Annotated in this window: 18 protein-coding genes and 1 tRNA gene; 13 read left to right on the top strand and 6 right to left on the bottom strand. The window is 62.2% G+C overall.

What is annotated here, in order from left to right; translation table 11 throughout:
• Positions 1-11 precede the first annotated feature (11 nt).
• The 3 genes from ACZ5FP_RS03030 to ACZ5FP_RS03020 are packed head-to-tail and all read left to right on the top strand — an operon-like array spanning position 12 to position 2,751.
• A complete protein-coding gene (locus ACZ5FP_RS03030) occupies positions 12-704 on the top strand; it encodes a glutathione S-transferase family protein (RefSeq protein WP_223614022.1) in 693 nt (230 codons plus the stop codon).
• Positions 704-1,882, top strand: coding sequence for a tRNA epoxyqueuosine(34) reductase QueG (queG, locus tag ACZ5FP_RS03025; RefSeq protein WP_464662062.1), 1,179 nt, complete (start codon positions 704-706; stop codon positions 1,880-1,882). The genes ACZ5FP_RS03030 and queG overlap by 1 nt, the downstream gene beginning before the upstream one ends.
• Complete coding sequence (locus tag ACZ5FP_RS03020; protein ID WP_464663151.1) at positions 1,882-2,751, top strand: SDR family oxidoreductase; 870 nt, start codon at positions 1,882-1,884, stop codon at positions 2,749-2,751. Before queG ends, ACZ5FP_RS03020 begins: the two co-directional genes overlap by 1 nt.
• On the opposite strand, the gene ACZ5FP_RS03015 is transcribed toward ACZ5FP_RS03020, so the two are convergent.
• A complete protein-coding gene (locus ACZ5FP_RS03015) occupies positions 2,748-3,788 on the bottom strand; it encodes a zinc-dependent alcohol dehydrogenase family protein (protein WP_464662060.1) in 1,041 nt (346 codons plus the stop codon). The two genes, ACZ5FP_RS03020 and ACZ5FP_RS03015, sit on opposite strands and share 4 nt — an antisense overlap.
• A 157-nt stretch (positions 3,789-3,945) precedes the next feature.
• Here ACZ5FP_RS03015 and mepA point away from each other — a divergent pair, with 157 nt between their 5' ends.
• From mepA to ACZ5FP_RS02965, 10 genes are all read left to right on the top strand, one after another.
• On the top strand, positions 3,946-4,935 hold the full coding sequence (mepA, locus tag ACZ5FP_RS03010) for a penicillin-insensitive murein endopeptidase (protein ID WP_464663150.1): 990 nt from the start codon (positions 3,946-3,948) through the stop codon (positions 4,933-4,935).
• Between the two features lie 154 nt (positions 4,936-5,089).
• On the top strand, positions 5,090-5,482 hold the full coding sequence (locus tag ACZ5FP_RS03005; RefSeq protein WP_464662058.1) for a methylglyoxal synthase: 393 nt from the start codon (positions 5,090-5,092) through the stop codon (positions 5,480-5,482).
• Positions 5,483-5,526: 44 nt separating this feature from the next.
• A complete protein-coding gene (locus ACZ5FP_RS03000) occupies positions 5,527-6,555 on the top strand; it encodes a glucokinase (protein ID WP_464662056.1) in 1,029 nt (342 codons plus the stop codon).
• 165 nt (positions 6,556-6,720) lie between these two features.
• The gene (locus ACZ5FP_RS02995) at positions 6,721-8,553 is read left to right on the top strand and encodes an ABC transporter ATP-binding protein (protein ID WP_464662054.1); all 1,833 of its coding nucleotides are present in this window, start codon (positions 6,721-6,723) and stop codon (positions 8,551-8,553) included.
• Positions 8,550-9,374, top strand: a complete 825-nt coding sequence (dapB, locus tag ACZ5FP_RS02990) for a 4-hydroxy-tetrahydrodipicolinate reductase (RefSeq protein WP_464662053.1) — start codon at positions 8,550-8,552, stop codon at positions 9,372-9,374. Before ACZ5FP_RS02995 ends, dapB begins: the two co-directional genes overlap by 4 nt.
• A gap of 27 nt (positions 9,375-9,401) precedes the next feature.
• Positions 9,402-10,022, top strand: coding sequence for a 2,3-bisphosphoglycerate-dependent phosphoglycerate mutase (locus ACZ5FP_RS02985; RefSeq protein ID WP_223614016.1), 621 nt, complete (start codon positions 9,402-9,404; stop codon positions 10,020-10,022).
• Between the two features lie 192 nt (positions 10,023-10,214).
• Positions 10,215-10,299: transfer RNA gene (locus ACZ5FP_RS02980), tRNA-Leu, on the top strand.
• Between the two features lie 194 nt (positions 10,300-10,493).
• Positions 10,494-11,588 carry an agmatine deiminase family protein gene (locus ACZ5FP_RS02975; protein ID WP_464662051.1) on the top strand — a complete coding sequence of 365 codons (1,095 nt, stop codon included), beginning with the start codon at positions 10,494-10,496 and terminating at the stop codon, positions 11,586-11,588.
• A gap of 109 nt (positions 11,589-11,697) precedes the next feature.
• The gene (locus tag ACZ5FP_RS02970) at positions 11,698-11,877 is read left to right on the top strand and encodes a hypothetical protein (RefSeq protein WP_288191847.1); all 180 of its coding nucleotides are present in this window, start codon (positions 11,698-11,700) and stop codon (positions 11,875-11,877) included.
• A gap of 83 nt (positions 11,878-11,960) precedes the next feature.
• Entirely contained in the window at positions 11,961-13,487 is a 1,527-nt protein-coding gene (locus ACZ5FP_RS02965; protein WP_464662049.1) for a UxaA family hydrolase, read from the top strand.
• Positions 13,488-13,533: 46 nt separating this feature from the next.
• On the opposite strand, the gene ACZ5FP_RS02960 is transcribed toward ACZ5FP_RS02965, so the two are convergent.
• The 5 genes from ACZ5FP_RS02960 to ACZ5FP_RS02940 form a co-directional block, all read right to left on the bottom strand.
• On the bottom strand, positions 13,534-14,379 hold the full coding sequence (locus ACZ5FP_RS02960; protein WP_464662047.1) for an ABC transporter permease: 846 nt from the start codon (positions 14,377-14,379) through the stop codon (positions 13,534-13,536).
• A 2-nt stretch (positions 14,380-14,381) separates the two neighbouring features.
• On the bottom strand, positions 14,382-15,284 hold the full coding sequence (locus tag ACZ5FP_RS02955) for an ABC transporter permease (RefSeq protein ID WP_464662045.1): 903 nt from the start codon (positions 15,282-15,284) through the stop codon (positions 14,382-14,384).
• 8 nt (positions 15,285-15,292) lie between these two features.
• Entirely contained in the window at positions 15,293-16,360 is a 1,068-nt protein-coding gene (locus ACZ5FP_RS02950; protein WP_464662043.1) for an ABC transporter ATP-binding protein, read from the bottom strand.
• 61 nt (positions 16,361-16,421) lie between these two features.
• Positions 16,422-17,600, bottom strand: a complete 1,179-nt coding sequence (locus tag ACZ5FP_RS02945) for an ABC transporter substrate-binding protein (RefSeq protein ID WP_223614147.1) — start codon at positions 17,598-17,600, stop codon at positions 16,422-16,424.
• Between the two features lie 91 nt (positions 17,601-17,691).
• Positions 17,692-19,200 (bottom strand): mannitol dehydrogenase family protein, encoded by a 1,509-nt coding sequence (locus tag ACZ5FP_RS02940; RefSeq protein WP_464662041.1) that lies wholly within the window; start codon positions 19,198-19,200, stop codon positions 17,692-17,694.
• Between the last annotated feature and the right edge of the window lie 9 nt (positions 19,201-19,209).

Here is a 19,209-nt window from a genome sequence, read left to right as displayed (position 1 = left end):
AAACACCTGCCATGTTGACGCTTTTCCATCATCCGATGTCCACCGGTTCGCGCTATGCCCGGCTTATCCTCAACGAATACGATATTGAAGTTGAGCTGATCGAGGAAAACAGCTGGTCGAGACGCAAGGAGTTTCTGGCGCTCAATCCCGCCGGGACGCTGCCTGTGCTGCTGGCGGAAGGCGATGTTCCCGTTGCCGGCGCCACGGTGATTTCCGAATATATCGATGAGACGCGCGGCGCCCTGAAGCGCAGCCGCCGCCTGTTTCCCGAGGATTCGCTCAACCGCGCCGAAGTGCGCCGTCTCGTCGACTGGTTCCTGATCAAGTTCGAAAACGAAGTGACGCGGCATATGGCGCGCGAGCGCATTTTCAAGCTGCATATGACCGCCGAACAGGGCGGCGGCGCACCGGATTCCACCGCCATCCGGGCCGCCCGCGCCAATATCACCCAGCACATGAAATATATCGACTGGCTGACCGCGACGCGCAACTGGCTGGCCGGCCCAACCCCGAGCTATGCCGACATGGCCGCGGCCGCGTCGATTTCCATCCTCGACTATCTCGGCGAGATCAAGTGGTCGGAATACAAGGCCGCCCGGGACTGGTACACGCGCATGAAATCGCGCCCGTCCTTCCGCCCGTTGCTGTCCGACCGCGTGCGCGGCCTGCCGCCATCATCGCATTACGGCGATCTGGATTTCTGATGCTGCCCGCGGATGCAAAAGCCGCGACACGTTCAGGGCCAAAGGCGCAGCCGCAGCGGCTGAAGCAATTCATCATTGAGGAGGCGCGGGCCGCAGGCTTCGACCTTATCGCGATTACACGGCCGGATGCCATTCCGCTCGCCGAAGAGCGCTTGCGCCACTATCTGGAAAAAGGCCGCCACGCCAGCATGGCCTGGATGGCGGAAACCGCCGAGCGCCGCGCCGACCCCCGGACGCTGTGGCCCGATGTGCGCTCGATCATCGTGCTGGCGATGAACTACGGCCCGGACAGCAATCCCCTGGACATCCTCGCCCGGAAGGACAAGGCGGCCATCTCCGTCTATGCGCAGAACCGTGACTATCACGATATCATCAAGGGCAAGCTGAAGGGCGTCGCCAGCCGGTTTGCTTCGCGGGCCGCCGGCGAAAACGTCAAGGTGTTCGTCGACACGGCACCGGTGATGGAAAAGCCGCTTGCCGAGGCGGCCGGTCTGGGCTGGCAGGGCAAACACACCAATCTTGTCAGCCGCAGCCATGGTTCCTGGCTGTTCCTGGGCACCATCTTCACCACGGCGGAACTCGAGCCGGACGGACGCGAAACCGATCATTGCGGCACCTGTCATGCCTGTCTCGACGTCTGCCCGACCAATGCCTTTCCGGCGCCCTATCAGCTCGACGCCCGGCGCTGCATTTCGTATCTGACCATCGAACACAAGGAGCCCATTGCACCGGAATTCCGCAAGGCCATGGGCAACCGTATCTACGGCTGCGACGATTGCCTCGCGGTCTGCCCGTGGAACAAATTTGCCGGGATGGCGCGGGAAGCCAGGCTGCAGGCGCGCGACGATCTGAAAGCCCCGGACCTGGCAACCTTCCTCACGCTTGACGATGCCGCGTTCCGCACGCTCTTTTCCGGCTCGCCGGTCAAGCGCATCGGCCGGGACCGCTTCCTGCGCAACGTGCTCATTGCCAGCGGCAATTCCGGACAACCCGATCTGGTTGCGCTGGTCGAACGGCATCTCGACGATCCCGCGCCCATCGTGCGCGGTGCCGCCGTCTGGGCGCTCGGGGAGCTTGTCGATGCGGCGCATTTTGCTACGCTGCAAATACGCTATGCTGTGCAGGAAGGCGATGCCAGCGTACTGACCGAATGGCGCAATGCAGGAAAGAAACAATGATGCGGATTTTTCTCTTCGGGGCCGGTTATTCCGCCCGGGCTTTTGCCCGGATCATGGCCGGCACAACGGATTTCATCGGCGGGACGACACGCGACAACGACAAATTCGCAGCGCTGAAACAGGACGGCATCACGCCATTCCTGTTTCAGGGCACCCATGCATCGCAGGAAATCGTCGGCGCCCTGGAACAGGTGACCCACATCGTCATTTCGACGTCGCCGGGGCAGACCGGCGATCCCGTTCATGCGCAGTTCGGGGAGACGATCCGCTCCGGCATGCCGAAACTCCAATGGATCGGCTATCTCTCCACCGTCGGCGTCTATGGCGATTATGGCGGTGCCTGGGTCGATGAAACCACGCCGTGCCATCCGGTGTCGGCGCGCTCCGTCGAACGGGTCGATGCCGAAAATGACTGGCAGAAACTGGCCGATGAACACAAGGTGCCGCTGGCGATCCTGCGGCTCGGCGGCATTTACGGGCCGGGACGCAATGCGTTCGTCAATCTTGCCAATGGCACGGCGCGCCGCCTCAACAAGACGGGACAGGTGTTCAACCGCATCCATGTGGACGATATCGCCAGGGCCCTGCGCTTTCTCGCCGAGCGCAACGAGGGCGGCGTGTTCAACATCACCGACGACGAACCCGCACCGCCACAGGATGTGGTCGCCTATGCCGCCGAGCTGATGGGCATCGAACCGCCGGCCGAAACCCATTTCGAGACCGCGGAACTGACCCCCATGGCGCGCTCCTTCTACGGCGAGAACAAGCGCGTCTCCAATGCACGCATCAAGAAACTGGGTTTCGCCTTCCGCTATCCCGACTATGGAACGGCTTTTTCGATGATGTGGCGCGACGGAAGCTGGCGCTAAAACCGCGTCACAACACTGATGCCGGTTCCCTCGAACCGGTCCATCGCCATCAGGGCCGCCGGCGCTTCATCGAGGGAGATCCGCTTGCCGATCAGCTTTTGCGGGGCAAGTTTTCCCTGCTCCAGCATGTCCATCAGTGCCTTGTAGCGAAAGGCCTGCATGCCATGGCTGCCAAGGATTTCCAGCTCATAGGCGATGACCTTGTCCATCGGGATCGGCGCGCGGGCGTGATCGCCCAGCATCAGGCCGACCTGCACGTGGCGGCCGCGGCGGCGCAGATTGGCGATGGAATTGAAACAGGTCGAGGGATGGCCAAGCGCATCGATGGAGACGTGAGCCCCGCCCTTGGTGATCTCCTTGACGGCCCCGACGATATCCTGCTGCTGCGACCCGTTCACCGTGGCGACGGCGCCCAGTTCACGGGCGAAGGCAAGCTTTTCCGCGGTCAGGTCGACCGCGATCACATTGGCGCCCATGGCCGTCGCGATCATGATCACCGACAGGCCGACACCGCCGCAACCGTGGACAGCCACCCATTCGCCGGGCTTCACCCTGGCCTGATCGACCACCGCCCGGAATGAGGTCACGAACCGGCAGCCGAGGCTCGCCGCCGTGGCGAAATCCAGCGTATCGGGCAGACCGACCAGATTGGTATCGGCAAAATCCACCGCGACATATTCGGCAAAGGAACCCCAGGCGGTGAAGCCGGGCTGGAACTGATGTTCGCACACCTGATGATTGCCGGAGTTGCACTCGAAACAATGGCCGCATCCGCCGACAAACGGTACGGTGACCCGGTCGCCGATCTTCCACTGGGTGACATGGCTGCCGAGAGCCTGAACCGTTCCGGCAAGTTCATGGCCGGGCACGTGCGGCAACTGGATATCGGGGTCGTGACCCATCCAGCCGTGCCAGTCGCTGCGGCACAGTCCCGTTGCTTCGACCTTGATGACAACGCCCGTCGAGGCCGGGACCGGATCGGCCACCGTACGGATTGACGGGGCTTGGCCAAATTGCTCGAAGACGACTGCTTTCATGACATGGCTTCCATTCGAATCAGGTCGAGGCACACACCTCGTTGCCATATTGCGACTTTCGCGCGAATCTGGCCATCATAAAGCCCGGATTCCCGCCGCAAACTTGCGGGAATTGCCTCTCGTTTGGTGGACAGTGGTCATGAAATCAAGAACCCTGATGCGTCTTGCACTAACGGCGCTCCTGTCTTTTTCCGCAGCGACGACCGCTTTTGCCGAGGACGGTCCGGCCAAACAGCTCTTCGGCGCGGTCAGGCTGCCGACGCTCGGCACCGCGCAATCGACGGGATTTTATGCCAAGGGCTGCCTTGCAGGCGGCGTGGCGCTGCCGGTCAACGGCCCGACCTGGCAGGTCATGCGCCTGTCGCGCAACCGCAATTGGGGGCATCCCCGCATGATCGCCCTGCTGGAGCGGCTGTCGCATGACGCCGCCGCCAAGGACGGCTGGCCGGGTCTGCTGGTCGGCGACATCTCGCAGCCGCGCGGCGGCCCGATGCTGACAGGCCACGCCTCGCATCAGGTCGGTCTCGATGCGGATATCTGGCTCACACCCATGCCCAATTACCGCTTCACCAACGACCAGCGCGAAAAGGTGGAAGCGAAGTCCATGCTGAAGGGTGACACGCTTTATGTCGACCCGGACAGATGGACGCCCGCCCATGCGGCGCTTTTGAAACGGGCCGCGAGCTATGACGAAGTGGAGCGCATCTTCGTTCATCCGGGCATCAAGAAAAAACTCTGCGAGACCGTGCAGGGCGATCGCAGCTGGATGGCCAAGATCCGCCCCTATTGGGGACACTTCTATCACTTCCATGTCCGCATCAAATGTCAGCCCGGCTCGCCCAACTGCAAGCCGCAGGAGCCCATCGGCACATCCGACGGTTGTGACAAATCGCTGGCCTGGTGGTTCACCGACGAGCCATGGCGCAGGGCACCCGAACCGGAGAAGCCGGTCAAGCCCAAGATCATGATGCTGTCGGACCTGCCGAAGGCCTGCGCGCAGATCCTGGATGCGCCGGGACCGCAATCGGTGGATCAGGTCACCTATGGGCTCGGGGCAAAAGCCGCGGCGGGCAGCGATGTCCCGGCGGTCGTGCCGGACCAGCCATCGGCCGTACCCCTGCCCAAGCAGCGGATAAAGACGAAATAGACATCCGGACCGCCGCCGGCCGGCATGCAGGCCGGGCGGCGATAGTGGCAAGGCAGCACCGGTTCAGGTCTTTTTTGTCTGCGGTCTTTTCAGGCGGGCGCGAATTGAGTATAGGGTTTCAATCGATTTAAGACTAAGACCAGAGCAGTTCTTGATGCAGCAGCCTTTTCGCCTCGCACTGATCGCCCATGACCAGAAAAAGGATGACATGGTGGCTTTCGCGCGCGCCTATGAGAGCCTGCTCGCGCCCTGCACCATCGTCGCCACCGGAACCACCGGCGGACTGATCATGGAGTCCTGCCCGTCGCTGCAGATCACGCGGGTCAAAAGCGGCCCGCTCGGCGGTGACCAGCAGATCGGTGCGCTCATTGCCGAAGGCCTGATCGATGGTCTGATTTTCTTTGTCGACCCGCTGTCGCCCATGCCGCACGACGTGGACGTGAAGGCGCTGATGCGGCTCGGCATCGTCTATGACATTCCTATGGCCTTGAACCGGGCAACCGCCGAGGTTCTTGTACAAAAGAAGGGTTTGCTGCGCGCCGATTGACGGTTAAGCATGACGCAGCACGATTGAGATTGGGGACGGAATTTATGGTTACTTCTGCAGACACCGATTGCATCATGAAATTTCCGATCCTGGTTGGAGATATCGGTGGCACCAATGCGCGTTTCGCCATTCTTGTCGATGCCTATGCGGAACCGAAAGAGTTCCCCATCATCCAGACGGCTGATTTCGAGACCATCGACGAGGCCATCCAGAACGCCATCCTCGACCATACATCGATCCAGCCGCGCTCCGCGGTCCTGGCCATTGCCGGGCCGGTGGAAGGCGACGAGATCGACCTGACCAACTGCGCCTGGGTGGTCAAGCCGCGCCAGATGATGGAAACGCTCGGTCTTTCCGACATCACCGTGCTCAACGATTTCGAGGCGCAGGCGCTGGCCGTCGTCTCGCTGGAACCCAAGCATCTGGAAAAACTGGGCGGCGGCGCCGGAGACCCGCATGGCAGCCGTGCGGTTCTCGGACCCGGCACCGGCCTTGGCGTTGCCGGCATGGTGCGCTCGCGCAACAGCTGGGTTCCCGTACCGGGTGAAGGCGGCCATGTGGACATCGGCCCGCGCACGGCGCGCGATCTCGAGCTCTTCCCGCACATCGAACACATCGAGGGACGCATTTCCGGCGAACAGCTGTTGTGCGGCCGCGGCCTGCAGAACATTTACCGCGCGATCTGCAGGGTTGCCGGAACGCCGGCCACGCTGCAGAGCCCTGCCGACATCACCGCGGCCGGCCTTTCCGGCGAATCCGCCGAGGCAAAGGAAACCCTGTCGCTGTTCGTCACCTATCTCGGCCGTCTTGCCGGTGACTTTGCGCTGACCTTCATGGCGCGCGGCGGTGTCTATCTCGCCGGCGGCATCGTCCAGAAAATCGTGGAGCCGCTGAAACACCCGTCTTTCCGTGAGGCTTTCGAAGACAAGGCACCGCATCGCCAGATCCTGACCGAGACGCCGGTCTATATCATCACGCATCCGCTTGCGGCACTCAGCGGGCTGTCCGCCTTCTCACGCACGCCGACCCGCTTTGGCGTGGCAACCGAGGGCCGCCGCTGGCGCAAGGATTAGACTTTTCGCGGAGACAGAAGGGCAACACCCGCCCTGTCCGTTCACGACGATGGCCAAAACCGATAGGCAAGGCGGATCAATAAGGTTATAGGGTCAGCTTGAAGAAGGGCGCGACCACTCGAAACCGTTGCCTGAACGCTTGATACGAACGAGTTGCCGTCCGTCATGAATGATCAGACCAAGAAGAAGAAAATCGATCCGAACGAAGCGCGCCGTGTCATCGGGCGTGTTTTGAGCGAAAATCTTCGGGACCACAGATCATCCTATGCCATCGCCCTTGCCGCGATGCTGGCTGTTGCACTCACCACGGCGTTCGTGGCCTATATCTTCAAGGACGTGATCAACAAGATCTACTACGAGCGGCGCGAGGATCTGATCCTCCCGATCAGCTTCGGCATTCTGGCTGCCTTCGTCATCCGTGGTGTCGCGACTTACACCCAGTCGGTCGTCATGGCGAAGATCGGCAACAATATCATCGCGCGCTACCAGCATCGCATTTTCGATCACCTGATGAAGCTCGGCCTCGATTTCTATCACGATACGCGGTCGGCCCAGCTTGCCGCGCGGATCAACCAGAACGTTGCCGGGGTTCGCGAGCTCATGGACATCACCGTGACGACGGTCGGCAAGGACATTCCAACGCTGATTGCCCTGGTGAGCACCATGGTCATCCTCGATCCGCTCCTGTCGCTGTTTGCATTGCTGATCGGACCGCCGGTGATTTTGACCGTGCGCTATCTGGCCAAGCGGCTGCGCAGCATCCATCGTGAATCGGTGCAGGTGAATTCGCATCTCCTCGGCGCCATGCAGGAGGCGACACAGGGCATCGCCATCGTGAAGGCGTTCACGATGGAAGACCAGTTGCGCAACAAGATCAGCCACCTGATCACCCGCGCCGAAGAGCGGGCGAACAAGATTGCGCGCGTTTCCGAGCGCACGACGCCGATTACCGAGCTGATTGCCGGCATCGCCATCGGATCGATGATCATCTACACCGGCTACCGCGCCGTCATCAACATGGAGCCGCCCGGTGCCATGTTCGGTTTCATGACCGCCGTACTATTGGCCTATGACCCCGTTCGGCGCCTGGCGCGCGTTCAGGTAGGTCTGGAGCGATCCCTGGTCAATGCGCGCATGTTCTTCGAGATTCTCGATGTGGAGCCGCGTCAGGCGGACAGCATCGGCGCCGTGCCCATTACCGTCCCGACAGGCGAAGTCCAGTTCGACAATGTGCGCTTCAGCTACGGCAACGACGTGCCCGTGCTGCACGGCATCAGCTTTACCGCCGAAGCCGGCAAGACCACGGCCATCATCGGCGCTTCCGGGGCGGGAAAATCGACCCTGATCGGCCTCATCCAGCGCTTCTACGACATCGACAGCGGCCGCATTCTCATCGACGGGCAGGACATTGCCTATGTCAGCAAGAAATCCCTGCGCCAGTCCATCGCCTATGTCTCGCAGCAGCCCTATCTGTTCGAGGGCACCATTGCCGACAACATCCGCTACGGGCGTCCCGATGCCACCGACGAAGAGGTGATCGAGGCGGCAAAACTTGCCAATGCCGACGAATTCATCCGCCTGCAGCCGCAGAGCTACGGCACCGAGGTCGGCGAAAACGGCGCGACCCTTTCCGGCGGCCAGCGCCAGCGTCTTTCCATTGCCCGCGCCCTTGTCCGCAACGCGTCCATTCTCCTGCTCGACGAGGCCACCTCGGCCCTCGATAATGAATCGGAAAAGCGCGTGCAGCAGGCGCTGGAACACGTGATGCAGGGCCGCACGACCATCGTCATCGCCCATCGCCTGTCGACCATCGTCAATGCCGACCATATCGTCGTCATGGAGGCGGGCCGCATCGTCGAGGAAGGCGTGCACGAAACCCTGCTCGGGGTACCGAACGGCATCTATGCGCGCTTCTATCAGTTGCAGGGCAAGGAAGAGTCGACCATCATCGACGACAATGACATGCAGCCAGCACCAGTGACAGGAACAGCCGAATGAGCGGGACATCGGAAATGAAGCTTGCAGTTGTCGGTGCCGGCGGCCGCATGGGCCAGACGCTGATCCGCGCGATCCAGGCCATCGACGGGGCCGTGCTTGCCGGTGCGATCGAGCGCCCCGGTTCACCGCATATCGGCCTCGATGCGGGCGAACTCGCCGGGGTCGGCCATCTCGGCATCCCCGTCACCGACGACGCGCTGTCGGTCTTTGTCGGGGTTGAAGGCGTGCTTGATTTCACCGCTCCGGCCGCGACGGTCGCCTTTGCCGAACTCGCCGCCCAGGCGCGCATCGTCCACGTGATCGGCACAACAGGCTGTTCGCCTGATGATGATGCCAAGATCCGTGCGGCGGCGCGGCATGCGGCCGTGATCAAATCGGGCAATATGAGCCTCGGCGTCAATCTCCTCGGCGTGCTGGTCAAGCAGGCCGCCAGGGCGCTGGGCGCGGATGATTTCGACATCGAGATTCTGGAAATGCACCACAAGCACAAGGTCGATGCCCCGTCCGGCACGGCATTGCTTTTGGGCGAGGCGGCCGTCGCAGGCCGCAATGTTTCGCTGGCCGATCACAGCGTGCGCGTGCGGGACGGGCATACCGGTCCGCGCGAAGACGGCACGATCGGCTTTGCCTCGCTGCGCGGCGGTTCCGTCGTTGGCGATCATTCGGTCATCCTTGCCGGACCGGGCGAGCGGATCACCCTGTCCCACCACGCGGAAGACCGCACGATTTTTGCCCGCGGCGCCGTCAAGGCGGCGCTCTGGGGCAAGGGCCGCAAGCCGGGCCTCTATTCCATGCTCGACGTGCTTGGCCTCAACACCTGACTTTTCCCGTTCAACAGGAGTATTGCAATGTCCGGAACCCTCGTCCTTGTCCGTCATGGCCAGAGCGAATGGAATTTGAAGAATCTGTTTACCGGCTGGCGCGATCCGGGCCTGACCGAGCTTGGCCACAGCGAAGCCAAGGCCGCGGGCCAGCGGCTGAAGGCGAAGGGCCTGCATTTCGACATCGCCTACACATCCGTTCTGTCGCGCGCCCAGGTGACCCTGCAGCACATCCTTGACGAGGTTGGCCAGCCGGCGCTCGAGACGATCCGCGACCAGGCGCTGAACGAACGCGACTATGGCGACCTTTCCGGCCTCAACAAGGACGATGCGCGCGCCAAGTGGGGCGAGGACCAGGTGCATATCTGGCGCCGCTCCTACGACGTTCCGCCGCCCGGCGGCGAGAGCCTGCGCGATACGGGCGCCCGTGTCTGGCCCTACTACCTGCACGACGTGCAGCCGCATGTGCTGCGCGGCGAGACGGTTCTGGTGGCCGCGCACGGCAATTCGCTGCGCGCCCTCATCATGGCGCTGGAAGGTCTGACCAGCGAAGAGATCATTGCGCAGGAACTGGCGACGGGCGTTCCGATCATCTACAAGCTCAACGCTGATTCGACGGTCGCATCCAAGGAAATCCTGACCGCCTGATCGGCCGCTGTTTCCCCGTGATTCGCATGAACCCGCGCCGGAACACCGGTGCGGGTTTGTTGTTTGTGCTGGTCTTTTCACCCTTATTTGCCGGTCTTTGCCGCAACAAGCGCAACGGAATGAGAATAGGTCGATAAATACCCGACAAATGGATTGACAGAGTTCCGCCCGCCCCTTACATGAGACCCCGCTGCCCAGATGGCGGAATTGGTAGACGCGCACGGTTCAGGTCCGTGTGCCGCAAGGCGTGGAGGTTCGAGTCCTCTTCTGGGCACCATTTCCCATTCGTCCGACGTACGCCAACGTCCATGGATGATCAGAAAAGCCCCGGTTTTCCGGGGTTTTTTCTTGTCTATCGTTCACCTACGTTCATGATGCTTCGGCAACCGCCCTCATCCGCATCACCAAAAGGCCACACATGGCCCTGATAGACGCGGTCTGACAGTGTGAATGGAACCGAAGGGGATAAACATGGCAGTCCGTCGCAACCTATTGAAAGCGGCCGTCGCTATCGGATTCACCGGAATGATCGGCAGAGGCGCAACCATGGCATTTGCCGCCGACAACAGCTGGCACATGCCCGACGAAGGCGATCCGCATAGGGCGACGTGGATGGCGTTTGGGCCCAGTGAAGACGTATGGGGCAAGAAACTCCAGCGCGGCGCGCAGAACAACCTTGCGACGATCGCCAAGGCCATCTCCGCGCACGAACCGGTGAACATGCTTGTGCGGGCGGAAGACCGGGAGACGGCCGAGCGCCTGTGCGGCGATGCGGTGACATTGTTCGTGCAGGAAATCGATGATCTGTGGATGCGCGACACCGGACCGGTGTTCGTCAAGAACAGCGCCGGCCAGCTGGCCGGGGTTGACTTCAACTTCAACGGCTGGGGCAACAAGCAGGAACACGGCGGCGACGCGGAAGTTGCGGAATTTGTCACCGGCAAGACGAAGGTGGAGACACTGCGCACCAGGCTGATACTGGAGGGCGGCGGCATCGAAGTCGATGGCAAGGGCACGGCAATCATCACCGAGAGCTGCGTTTTGAACAAGAACCGCAATCCCGGCGTGAGCAGGGAACAGTGTGAGGAGGAGCTCGGACGCCTTCTCGGACTGAAGAAGATCATCTGGCTACCGGGCATCAAGGGCAAGGACATCACCGATGGCCATACGGATTTTTATGCCCGTTTCGTCAGTCCGGGTGTCGTCGTTGCCGGCCTCGACACTGATCCGATGTCCTATGATCACGCGGTGACCAAGCGGCACCTTGAACTGCTCAAGGAAGCGACCGACAGCTCGGGGCAGAAATTGCAGGTGGTCGTCATTCCCGGCCCCGGCAGCGTGCGGCCGCAGTTCGAGAACAAGGAATTCGCAGCGGGCTATATCAACTTCTACTTGTGCAACGGCGCTGTCATCGCTCCTGAATTCGGCGATGCGAAGGCTGACCGCTTCTGCCGTGACGCGTTGCTGGATGTCCTGCCGGGACGCCAGATCGTGCAGCTCAACATCGATGCGATCGCCGCCGGCGGTGGCGGCATCCACTGCACGACCCAGCAGCAGCCTGCGTGACGGCATTCCGGCGCCCGCAGGCGCACGCTGTATTCCCTGCAAATCTGTTTTCGCAAGATCGCCGGCATGCGGTACACTGGCCGCAAAGGTTTCAGCGGAGTATCAACGCATGATCCGGCTTGTCATCATTCTCGCACTGCTCATTCTCGTCCTGTTCCTGATCTACAGCATCGTCAACAGCATCCGCACGAAGCACATCGACTGGACTGGCATCGGCGTCACGCTCGCCTTGATCATGCTTGCCCTCTATCTGCGCGGCGTGACGGGTATCGGCGGCGTCGGTTTCTGAAAATCGGGTGCTTTGTGGTCACCTTGACACATTGCAACCTCTCGTCCGGCGAATTAATATATCAGTTCACTCAGGAGACTTTTATGGACACGCTTACATCCCCACGCCATCTGCGCCTGCACACCTCCGACAATGTGGTGGTGGCGGTGGATGCCTTTCAGGCCGGACAGCACGTGGAGGACGTGACCGTCAAAGACCGCGTGCCGCGCGGCCATAAACTTGCATCAAAGCCCATTGCGCTGGGGGAACCTGTGCGCAAATTCGGCCAGATCATCGGCTCGGCGTCGAAACCCATTGCCCCGGGCGAATGGGTGCACGAACACAATCTCGATTTCAGCAGCTTTGCCCGCCAGCCGGACAGCAGCCACGAAACCCATGCGGGCGGCATTCTGCCGGTTGAGCAGCAGGCGACATTCCAGGGTTTCCGCCGGGCCAATGGCCGCGCGGGCACCCGCAACTACATCGGCGTTTTGACCTCGGTCAACTGTTCAGCATCGGTCGCCCGCTTCATCGCCGAAGCGGTGCAGCGCTCGGGGATACTCGATGACTACCCGATGATCGACGGCATCATTCCGCTGGTGCATGGCGGCGGTTGTGCGCTCGACGTCAAGGGCGAAGGCTACGAGGTGCTCAAGCGCACCCAGTGGGGCTATGCCACCAACCCGAACATCGCCGCCGTGCTGATGGTCGGCCTTGGCTGCGAAGGATTCCAGATCGGCCGCTGGAAGGAAGCCTACAACATCGTTGAAAGCGATACGTTCCGCAGCCTGACCATTCAGGAAGTGGGCGGCACGCGCAAGACCATGGAAGCGGGCATTGCCGCCGTGCGCGACATGCTGCCGACCGCGGCCAATGTGAAGCGCGAGACCATCCCGGCATCGGAACTGATGCTGGCGCTGCAGTGCGGCGGGTCGGACGGCTATTCCGGCATCACCGCCAATCCGGCACTTGGCGCGGCGGTCGACCTTCTGGTCAAGCAGGGCGGCACCGCCATCCTGTCGGAAACGCCGGAGATCTATGGGGCCGAGCATCTTTTGATCGAACGCGCCTCCAACCCGGAAGCGGTGACGCGGCTGCAATCCATCATTGCCTGGTGGGAGGATTACACCGCCCGCAACAGGATGGAGATGAACAACAATCCCTCCCCCGGCAACAAGGCGGGCGGATTGACCACCATTCTGGAAAAATCGCTGGGTGCGGTCGCCAAGTCGGGCACCACGCCGCTGGAGGCGGTCTATGGCTACGCCGAACCGGTGACGGCGCGCGGCCTCGTGTTCATGGACACACCCGGCTACGATCCCGTCTCCGCCACGGGACAGGTGGCGGGCGGCGCCAACATCCTCTGCTTCACCACCGGGCGCGGTTCGGCCTATGGCTGCAAGCCGACGCCGTCGATCAAGCTTGCCACCAACACCCCGATGTATACCCAGATGATCGAGGACATGGACATCAATTGCGGCGATGTGCTCGACGGCGTGTCGATCGAGGACAAGGGCCGCGAAATCTTCGAGCAGGTGCTGCGGGTGGCCTCGGGCGAGCGCAGCAAGTCCGAACTGCTTGGCTATGGCGACGCGGAATTCGTGCCGTGGCAGATCGGCGCGACGATGTAATCCGAAACGGGAGCCGATGGCTCCCGTTTTCATATTCAGACCATGATCACGCTGCCGATTGCTGCTGCTTGGCCCGGGCGACGATCTGCGTCGGATTGACGAAGCGCAGCGCGATGAGCAGCCAGACCAGCGTCGTCACCATGTAGACCACCGCCATGGCATCGATCGACTGCACGGCGCGCACGCCGGATGCGAAGACCGAATAGTACAGCGCGACGACCAGTGTCTGGCTTGTCGGGCCCGCCGTGAGGAAGGTCAGCTCGAACATCGCCACCGTGCGCACGAGAACCAGCAGCAGCGAGGCGAGAATACCCGGCAGCAGCATCGGCATGAGCACGTGCAGGAACAGACGGAACGTGCCGGCGCCGAAGACACGGGCCGCCGCCTCCACCTTGGGATCGATCTGCTCGATGAACGGAATCATCACCAGGATGACGAAGGGAACCGTCGGCACCAGGTTGGCGAGAACCACGCCCCAGAACGTACCGCCGACCCCCGCCTGATAGAGAACGGTTGCCAGCGGAATGCCGAAGGTGATCGGCGGCACCAGCAGCGGCAGCAGGAACAGCAGCATGATGAGCTTCTTGCCCGGAAATTCGCGCCGCGCCAGCGCATAGGCCGCCGTGACCCCGAGCAGGCCGGACAGGGCGACGACCGTGAAGACGATCTGGAACGTAACGATCAGGACGTCGCTGAGCTGGAATTCGGCCCAGGCGGTAAAATACCATTTCGTCGTCCAGCCGGCCGGCAGCCACGTGCCGAGCCAGCGGGTTCCGAAGGAGGAGATGATCACGGTTGCGATCATCGCCAAGAGGTTGACGATGAAGAAGCCGACCACCACCCAGACGGCGGTGATCCAAAGCTTTGCGCCAATGGTTGTATCGCGGATCATGGTCAGCCCTTTCCGCCGGCGGTCGAGCCGCGATAGAAGAGATTGCGAATGGCAAGGATCGCCACGACGATGGTGAGCTGTACGGTTGCCATGATCATGGCGATGGCCGAGGCCATGGAATAATCATACTGCTCGAAGGCCGCCTGATAGGCGGCGATGGAGATGACGCGGGTCGGGCCAGCCGGAGCGCCGAGCAGCACCGCCGACGGGAACACCGCGAAGGCCTGCACGAAGGACAGGCAGAACGCGATGGCCAAACCCGGTATCAGCAGCGGCAGCAGGACAAAACGGAAGCGCTGCCAGCTCCTAGCGCCGTGCGTCGCCGCCGCCTGTTCCAGCGCCGGATCGATGCCGGTGACGTAGGACAGGGTCAACAGGAAGGTGAAGGGAAAGCCGGTGATGATCAGCGAGGAAAACACACCCCAGTAATTGTTGGTGAGCTTCAACGGCCGGTCGATCATCCCGAACAGCATCAGCGTCCGGCTGAACCAGCCCTGCGGCCCCAGATAGTTGAGAAGCCCTTCGGCAACGAGCACCGTGCCAAGCGTCACGGGGAGAACCAGAATGGTCGTCAGCAGCCGCTGGCGGGTCATCAGGCGCACGCGGAAGGCAATGGGCAGCGCCAGGGCGATGCTGATGACCGTCACGGGAACGGCGAGCCAGAGCGTGGTCAGGATGGTGTCGTAGAGGAAGGGATCGGAGAAGAATTTCTGGTAGTTGGCAAACATCCCGCCTTCCTTCGGCGTGAAGGACAGGACCAGCCCGTAAATGAACGGATAGACAAACACGGCCAGCAGGAACAGCACGGCCGGGAGAACGAGGATCGTCACGCCGTCAATGCCGCGCAGGGCGAGGCGCTGGCGCAGCGACAACCGGTTATAGACGGGGGGAGCGGAGACAGCCATGCCGGGCCTCACGCGGCGAAGGCCAGCGCACGCGCCGGATCGATTGCGAGCCAGATGGAACTGCCGAGCGCCGCCGTCTGCGGCGCGTGGAACACCAGTTCCAGCCCTTCGACGGTGCGGGCCGTGCCGACAAATTCACGGCCGCGATATTCGATGGTCTCGACCACGGCTTCCACCGTGTGTTCCGAGCGCTGGCCTGCTTCCACATCGTCGGCGCGGGCAGCGACGACGGCCGCGTCACCGATTTTCAGACTGTCGCGCGCGGTGCCGCTGAGCGTGGCTTTGCCCACGGAAACGCTGACGCGCGCGCCGTCGACAGAGACAACCTTTCCGGTCAGCAGGTTGCGGTAGCCCATGAACTCGGCGACATCGAGATGATCCGGCCGTTCATAGAGATCGCTCGGCGCCCCCACCTGCCGGATTTCGCCATCGCGCAGGACAACGATACGGTCGGCCAGCGACAGGGCCTCGTCCTGATCGTGGGTGACGTAGATCGTCGTTGCCCCGAGCTGGTTGTGGATGCGGCGGATTTCGGCACGCATCTCCAGCCGCAGTTTGGCATCCAGATTGGACAGGGGCTCATCCATCAGCACCAGCGGCGGCTCGATGACGATGGCACGGGCGATGGCCACACGCTGCTGCTGGCCGCCGGAGAGCTGGCCCGGCAGTTTATGTCCCTGACCCTGCAGGCGCACCAGATTGAGCGCTTCCTCGACCCGTTTGTCGGCTTCAGCTTTGGCGACATTGCGCATCTTCAGGCCGAAGCCGATGTTCTGGCGCACCGTCATGTGCGGAAACAGCGCATAGTTCTGGAACACCATGCCGAAACCGCGATCCTCGGGTTTCAGCGTGTCGATGCGCTTGTCATCGATGAATATGCCGCCGCCCGTCGTGGCGAGCAGGCCGGCGATGCAATTGAGCGCGGTGGATTTGCCGCAGCCGGAAGGGCCGAGCAAAGCGATGAACTCGCCCTTGCGGATGGAAAGCGACACGTCCTTCAACGCATTGTGCGAACCGAAGGCGCGGCTCATGCGGTCAAGACGGATTTCCTGGAATGGCGATGACGCCAGCAGCATTGGATACCTCATAATTGCGCGCCATCCGGGTTCCCCCGGATGGCGCTATTGTATGGATCGATCAGGACTTCTTGCCGGCGACTTCTTCGTCCCAGCGGCGGAAGGCGACAACCATGGCGGCGGGATCGAGCGGAACCTCGATCGGGTTGTTGGCAATCCAGTCGGCATATTCCTTGCGGCCGAATTCGGCCAAGGCATCCTGGCTTTCCTTCGGCGCCATGGAAAGCGGCACATCCTTGACTGCGGGGCCCGGGTAGAAATAGCCCTGATCGTAGGTATAGGCCTGCTGTTCCGGCGTGAGCAGGAAGCTCATGAGGTCGAGCAGCACGGCGAGCTTTTCCTCGGCAATGCCCTTCGGTACGCACATGTAATGCGCATCGGCAACCCAATGGAAACCCTTCAGCGGTGCGACGGCAGCTTCCTTCGGCACCACGCCGAGCACGCGCGGATTGATATCCCAGCCGGTGGTGGAGACCGTCATGTCACGCGTGCCTTCGCCGAGTTCCTTCATCAGCGCGCCGGTGCCGGTCGGGTAATACTCGATATATTTGTGCAGTTCCTTCAGATACGCCCAGGTCTTGTCCCAGCCCTTGACCGGATCGTGCGGATTGCTGTCACCGAGCAGATAGGGCAGCCCCATCAGGAAAGTCCGCCCCGGACCGGAATTGGCCGGACGGGCATAGAGGAACTTGTTCGGATTTTCCTTGGCCCAGGCCAGAAGCTCCTCGACGGTCGTCGGGACCTTCTTCACCCGGTCCGGCATGTATTCAAGCAGCGGCCCGGAGGGATAATAGGTGACGACGACGCCGTGATCCTTGCCCAGCGCCAGCATGCGGTGCGCCGGCTCCTGATAGATGGCCTTCAGATCGGGCAGCGACGCGGAATGATCCGGCAGCAGCTTGACCCACAGATCCTGCTCCAGTCCGGCGGACAGGGCGTCGGTTCCGGTCAGCACCAGATCGATATCGAGCCGGTTGGCCGCCTGCTGCGCCTTCAGCTTCCCCGGAAGTTCCGGCGCAGGCGCCTTGGTAAAGGTGATCTTGGAAACGAGGTTGGGCTTGGCAGCCGCATAGTTCTCGATGGCCTTCTGCGTCAGGGCGAGATTGCCCGCGACGTCGGCAACATTGAGCGTCACCGGGGATGTCGGCAAAGCCAGTTTCCCCTGTGCAAAGAGACGTGTTGCCGGTAGCGTTGCCAGAACGGCCAAACCGCCAATGGCTTGCCTGCGCGTGATGCGGATCATTGTCTTCCTCCCAATTGTTCCCGGTTTAGCGATCGGTGGCCATCCTCCAGCCACTCATTTTGTCACTTGATATATTAATCTATCAGTTTCAGATAGCAAGCGCTTTCGCCCCGCCGCAAAACCCGGCCACCGTCCGGGCTGCGCCCTCATCCATCAATTCCGTCAAAGCCTTGCCGACGGCTTGGCAAAACGCCGTGCTTTCGGGCAGATCGCTGCCGAAAATCTGCTCCATGCCGAGATAGGCCTGCAAAAGAGCCGGTGCCGATGTCTTGCCGGCGGTACGGGCCCTGAATTCACCGGCCAGCGGGTCGCGCACATCGATCGGATTGCCCCGTTCATCGGTTCCCGTCGCATAGCGCATCCAGCCGGCAACACCCAGCGCCAGCCGGTCAAAGGGGGCATTCTCCCGCAGCCGTACGCGAATGGTGTTGAGCAGCCGCTGCGGCAGCTTTTGCGACCCGTCCATGGCGATCTGCCATGTCCGGTGCCGCAGCGCCGGATTGCGGAAGCGCTCGCGCAGCTGCTTCTTGTAGGCGTCAAGGTCGAAGCCGGGCAGCCCCGGCAGCGTCGGGGTGATCTCCTCATCCATCATTTGTTCGATCAGCGCGGCAAAACCTTCTCCCGCCATGGCGTCGGACACGGTTTCATGGCCGGCGAGATAGCCGAGATAGGCCAGCGTCGAATGGCTGCCATTGAGCAGGCGCAGTTTCATCAGTTCGAACGCGTCGACATCGGCGACGAAGGTGACACCCGCCTTTTCCCAGGCCGGGCGCCCGGATGGAAAATGATCTTCCACCACCCATTGGCTGAACGGCTCCGTCATGATCGGCCAGCGGTCGGCAAGCCCGGTATCCCGGGCAACGGCATCGCGGTCCGCATCGGTCGTGGCGGGCACGATCCGGTCGACCATCGTCGAGGGAAAGGCCACGCTGTCCCCAATGAAGGCGCCGAGCTCCGCATCCCGCAATGCGGCGAAGCGCGTGACCACCCGCTTCAGCGTCTGTCCGTTGGCCGGAAGGTTGTCGCAGGACAGAAGCGTGAAGGGTGCGGTGCCGCTGGCGCGGCGCCGGGCCAGGGCCTCGACGATAAAGCCGATGGCCGAGCGAGGCGTTGCAGGATTGGCCAAGTCATAGACGATATCCGGATGATTTTCATCGAGCGAGGCGGAGGCGGGGGAATAGCAATAGCCCTTTTCCGTGATCGTCAGCGAGACGATCCGCACCGCCGGACTGCTCATGGCGTCCAGCAGGGCCTGCGGATTTTCCGGCGCGACCAGCACATCCCCGATGCTGCCGATCACACGATAGCTGCTGCCGCCGCCATCGCGCACGGCCACCGTATAGAGCCCGCCCTGGGGCCGCAGCGCGTCGCGCGTATCGGCGCTGCGCAGCGATGCACCCAGAATGCCCCACCGGGTATCGCCCGATGCAAGCACGCTGTCCGTATAGACGGCCTGATGGGCACGGTGAAAGGCACCGATGCCCAGATGCACAATACCGGTTTCAACCGTGCTGCGCTCATAGGCCGGGGTTGCAACGCCGCCGGCAAGCTGCGGCAGGCTGGTGGGGGAAAGATAGGTCTGGTCGGCGTGAGCCATTGGGCAATC

The sequence above is a fragment of the Phyllobacterium sp. T2-21 genome, assembly GCF_055378485.1.
The sequence above is the reverse complement of the archived record's forward strand: the minus strand, read 5'-3'. Positions and strand labels throughout refer to the sequence as shown.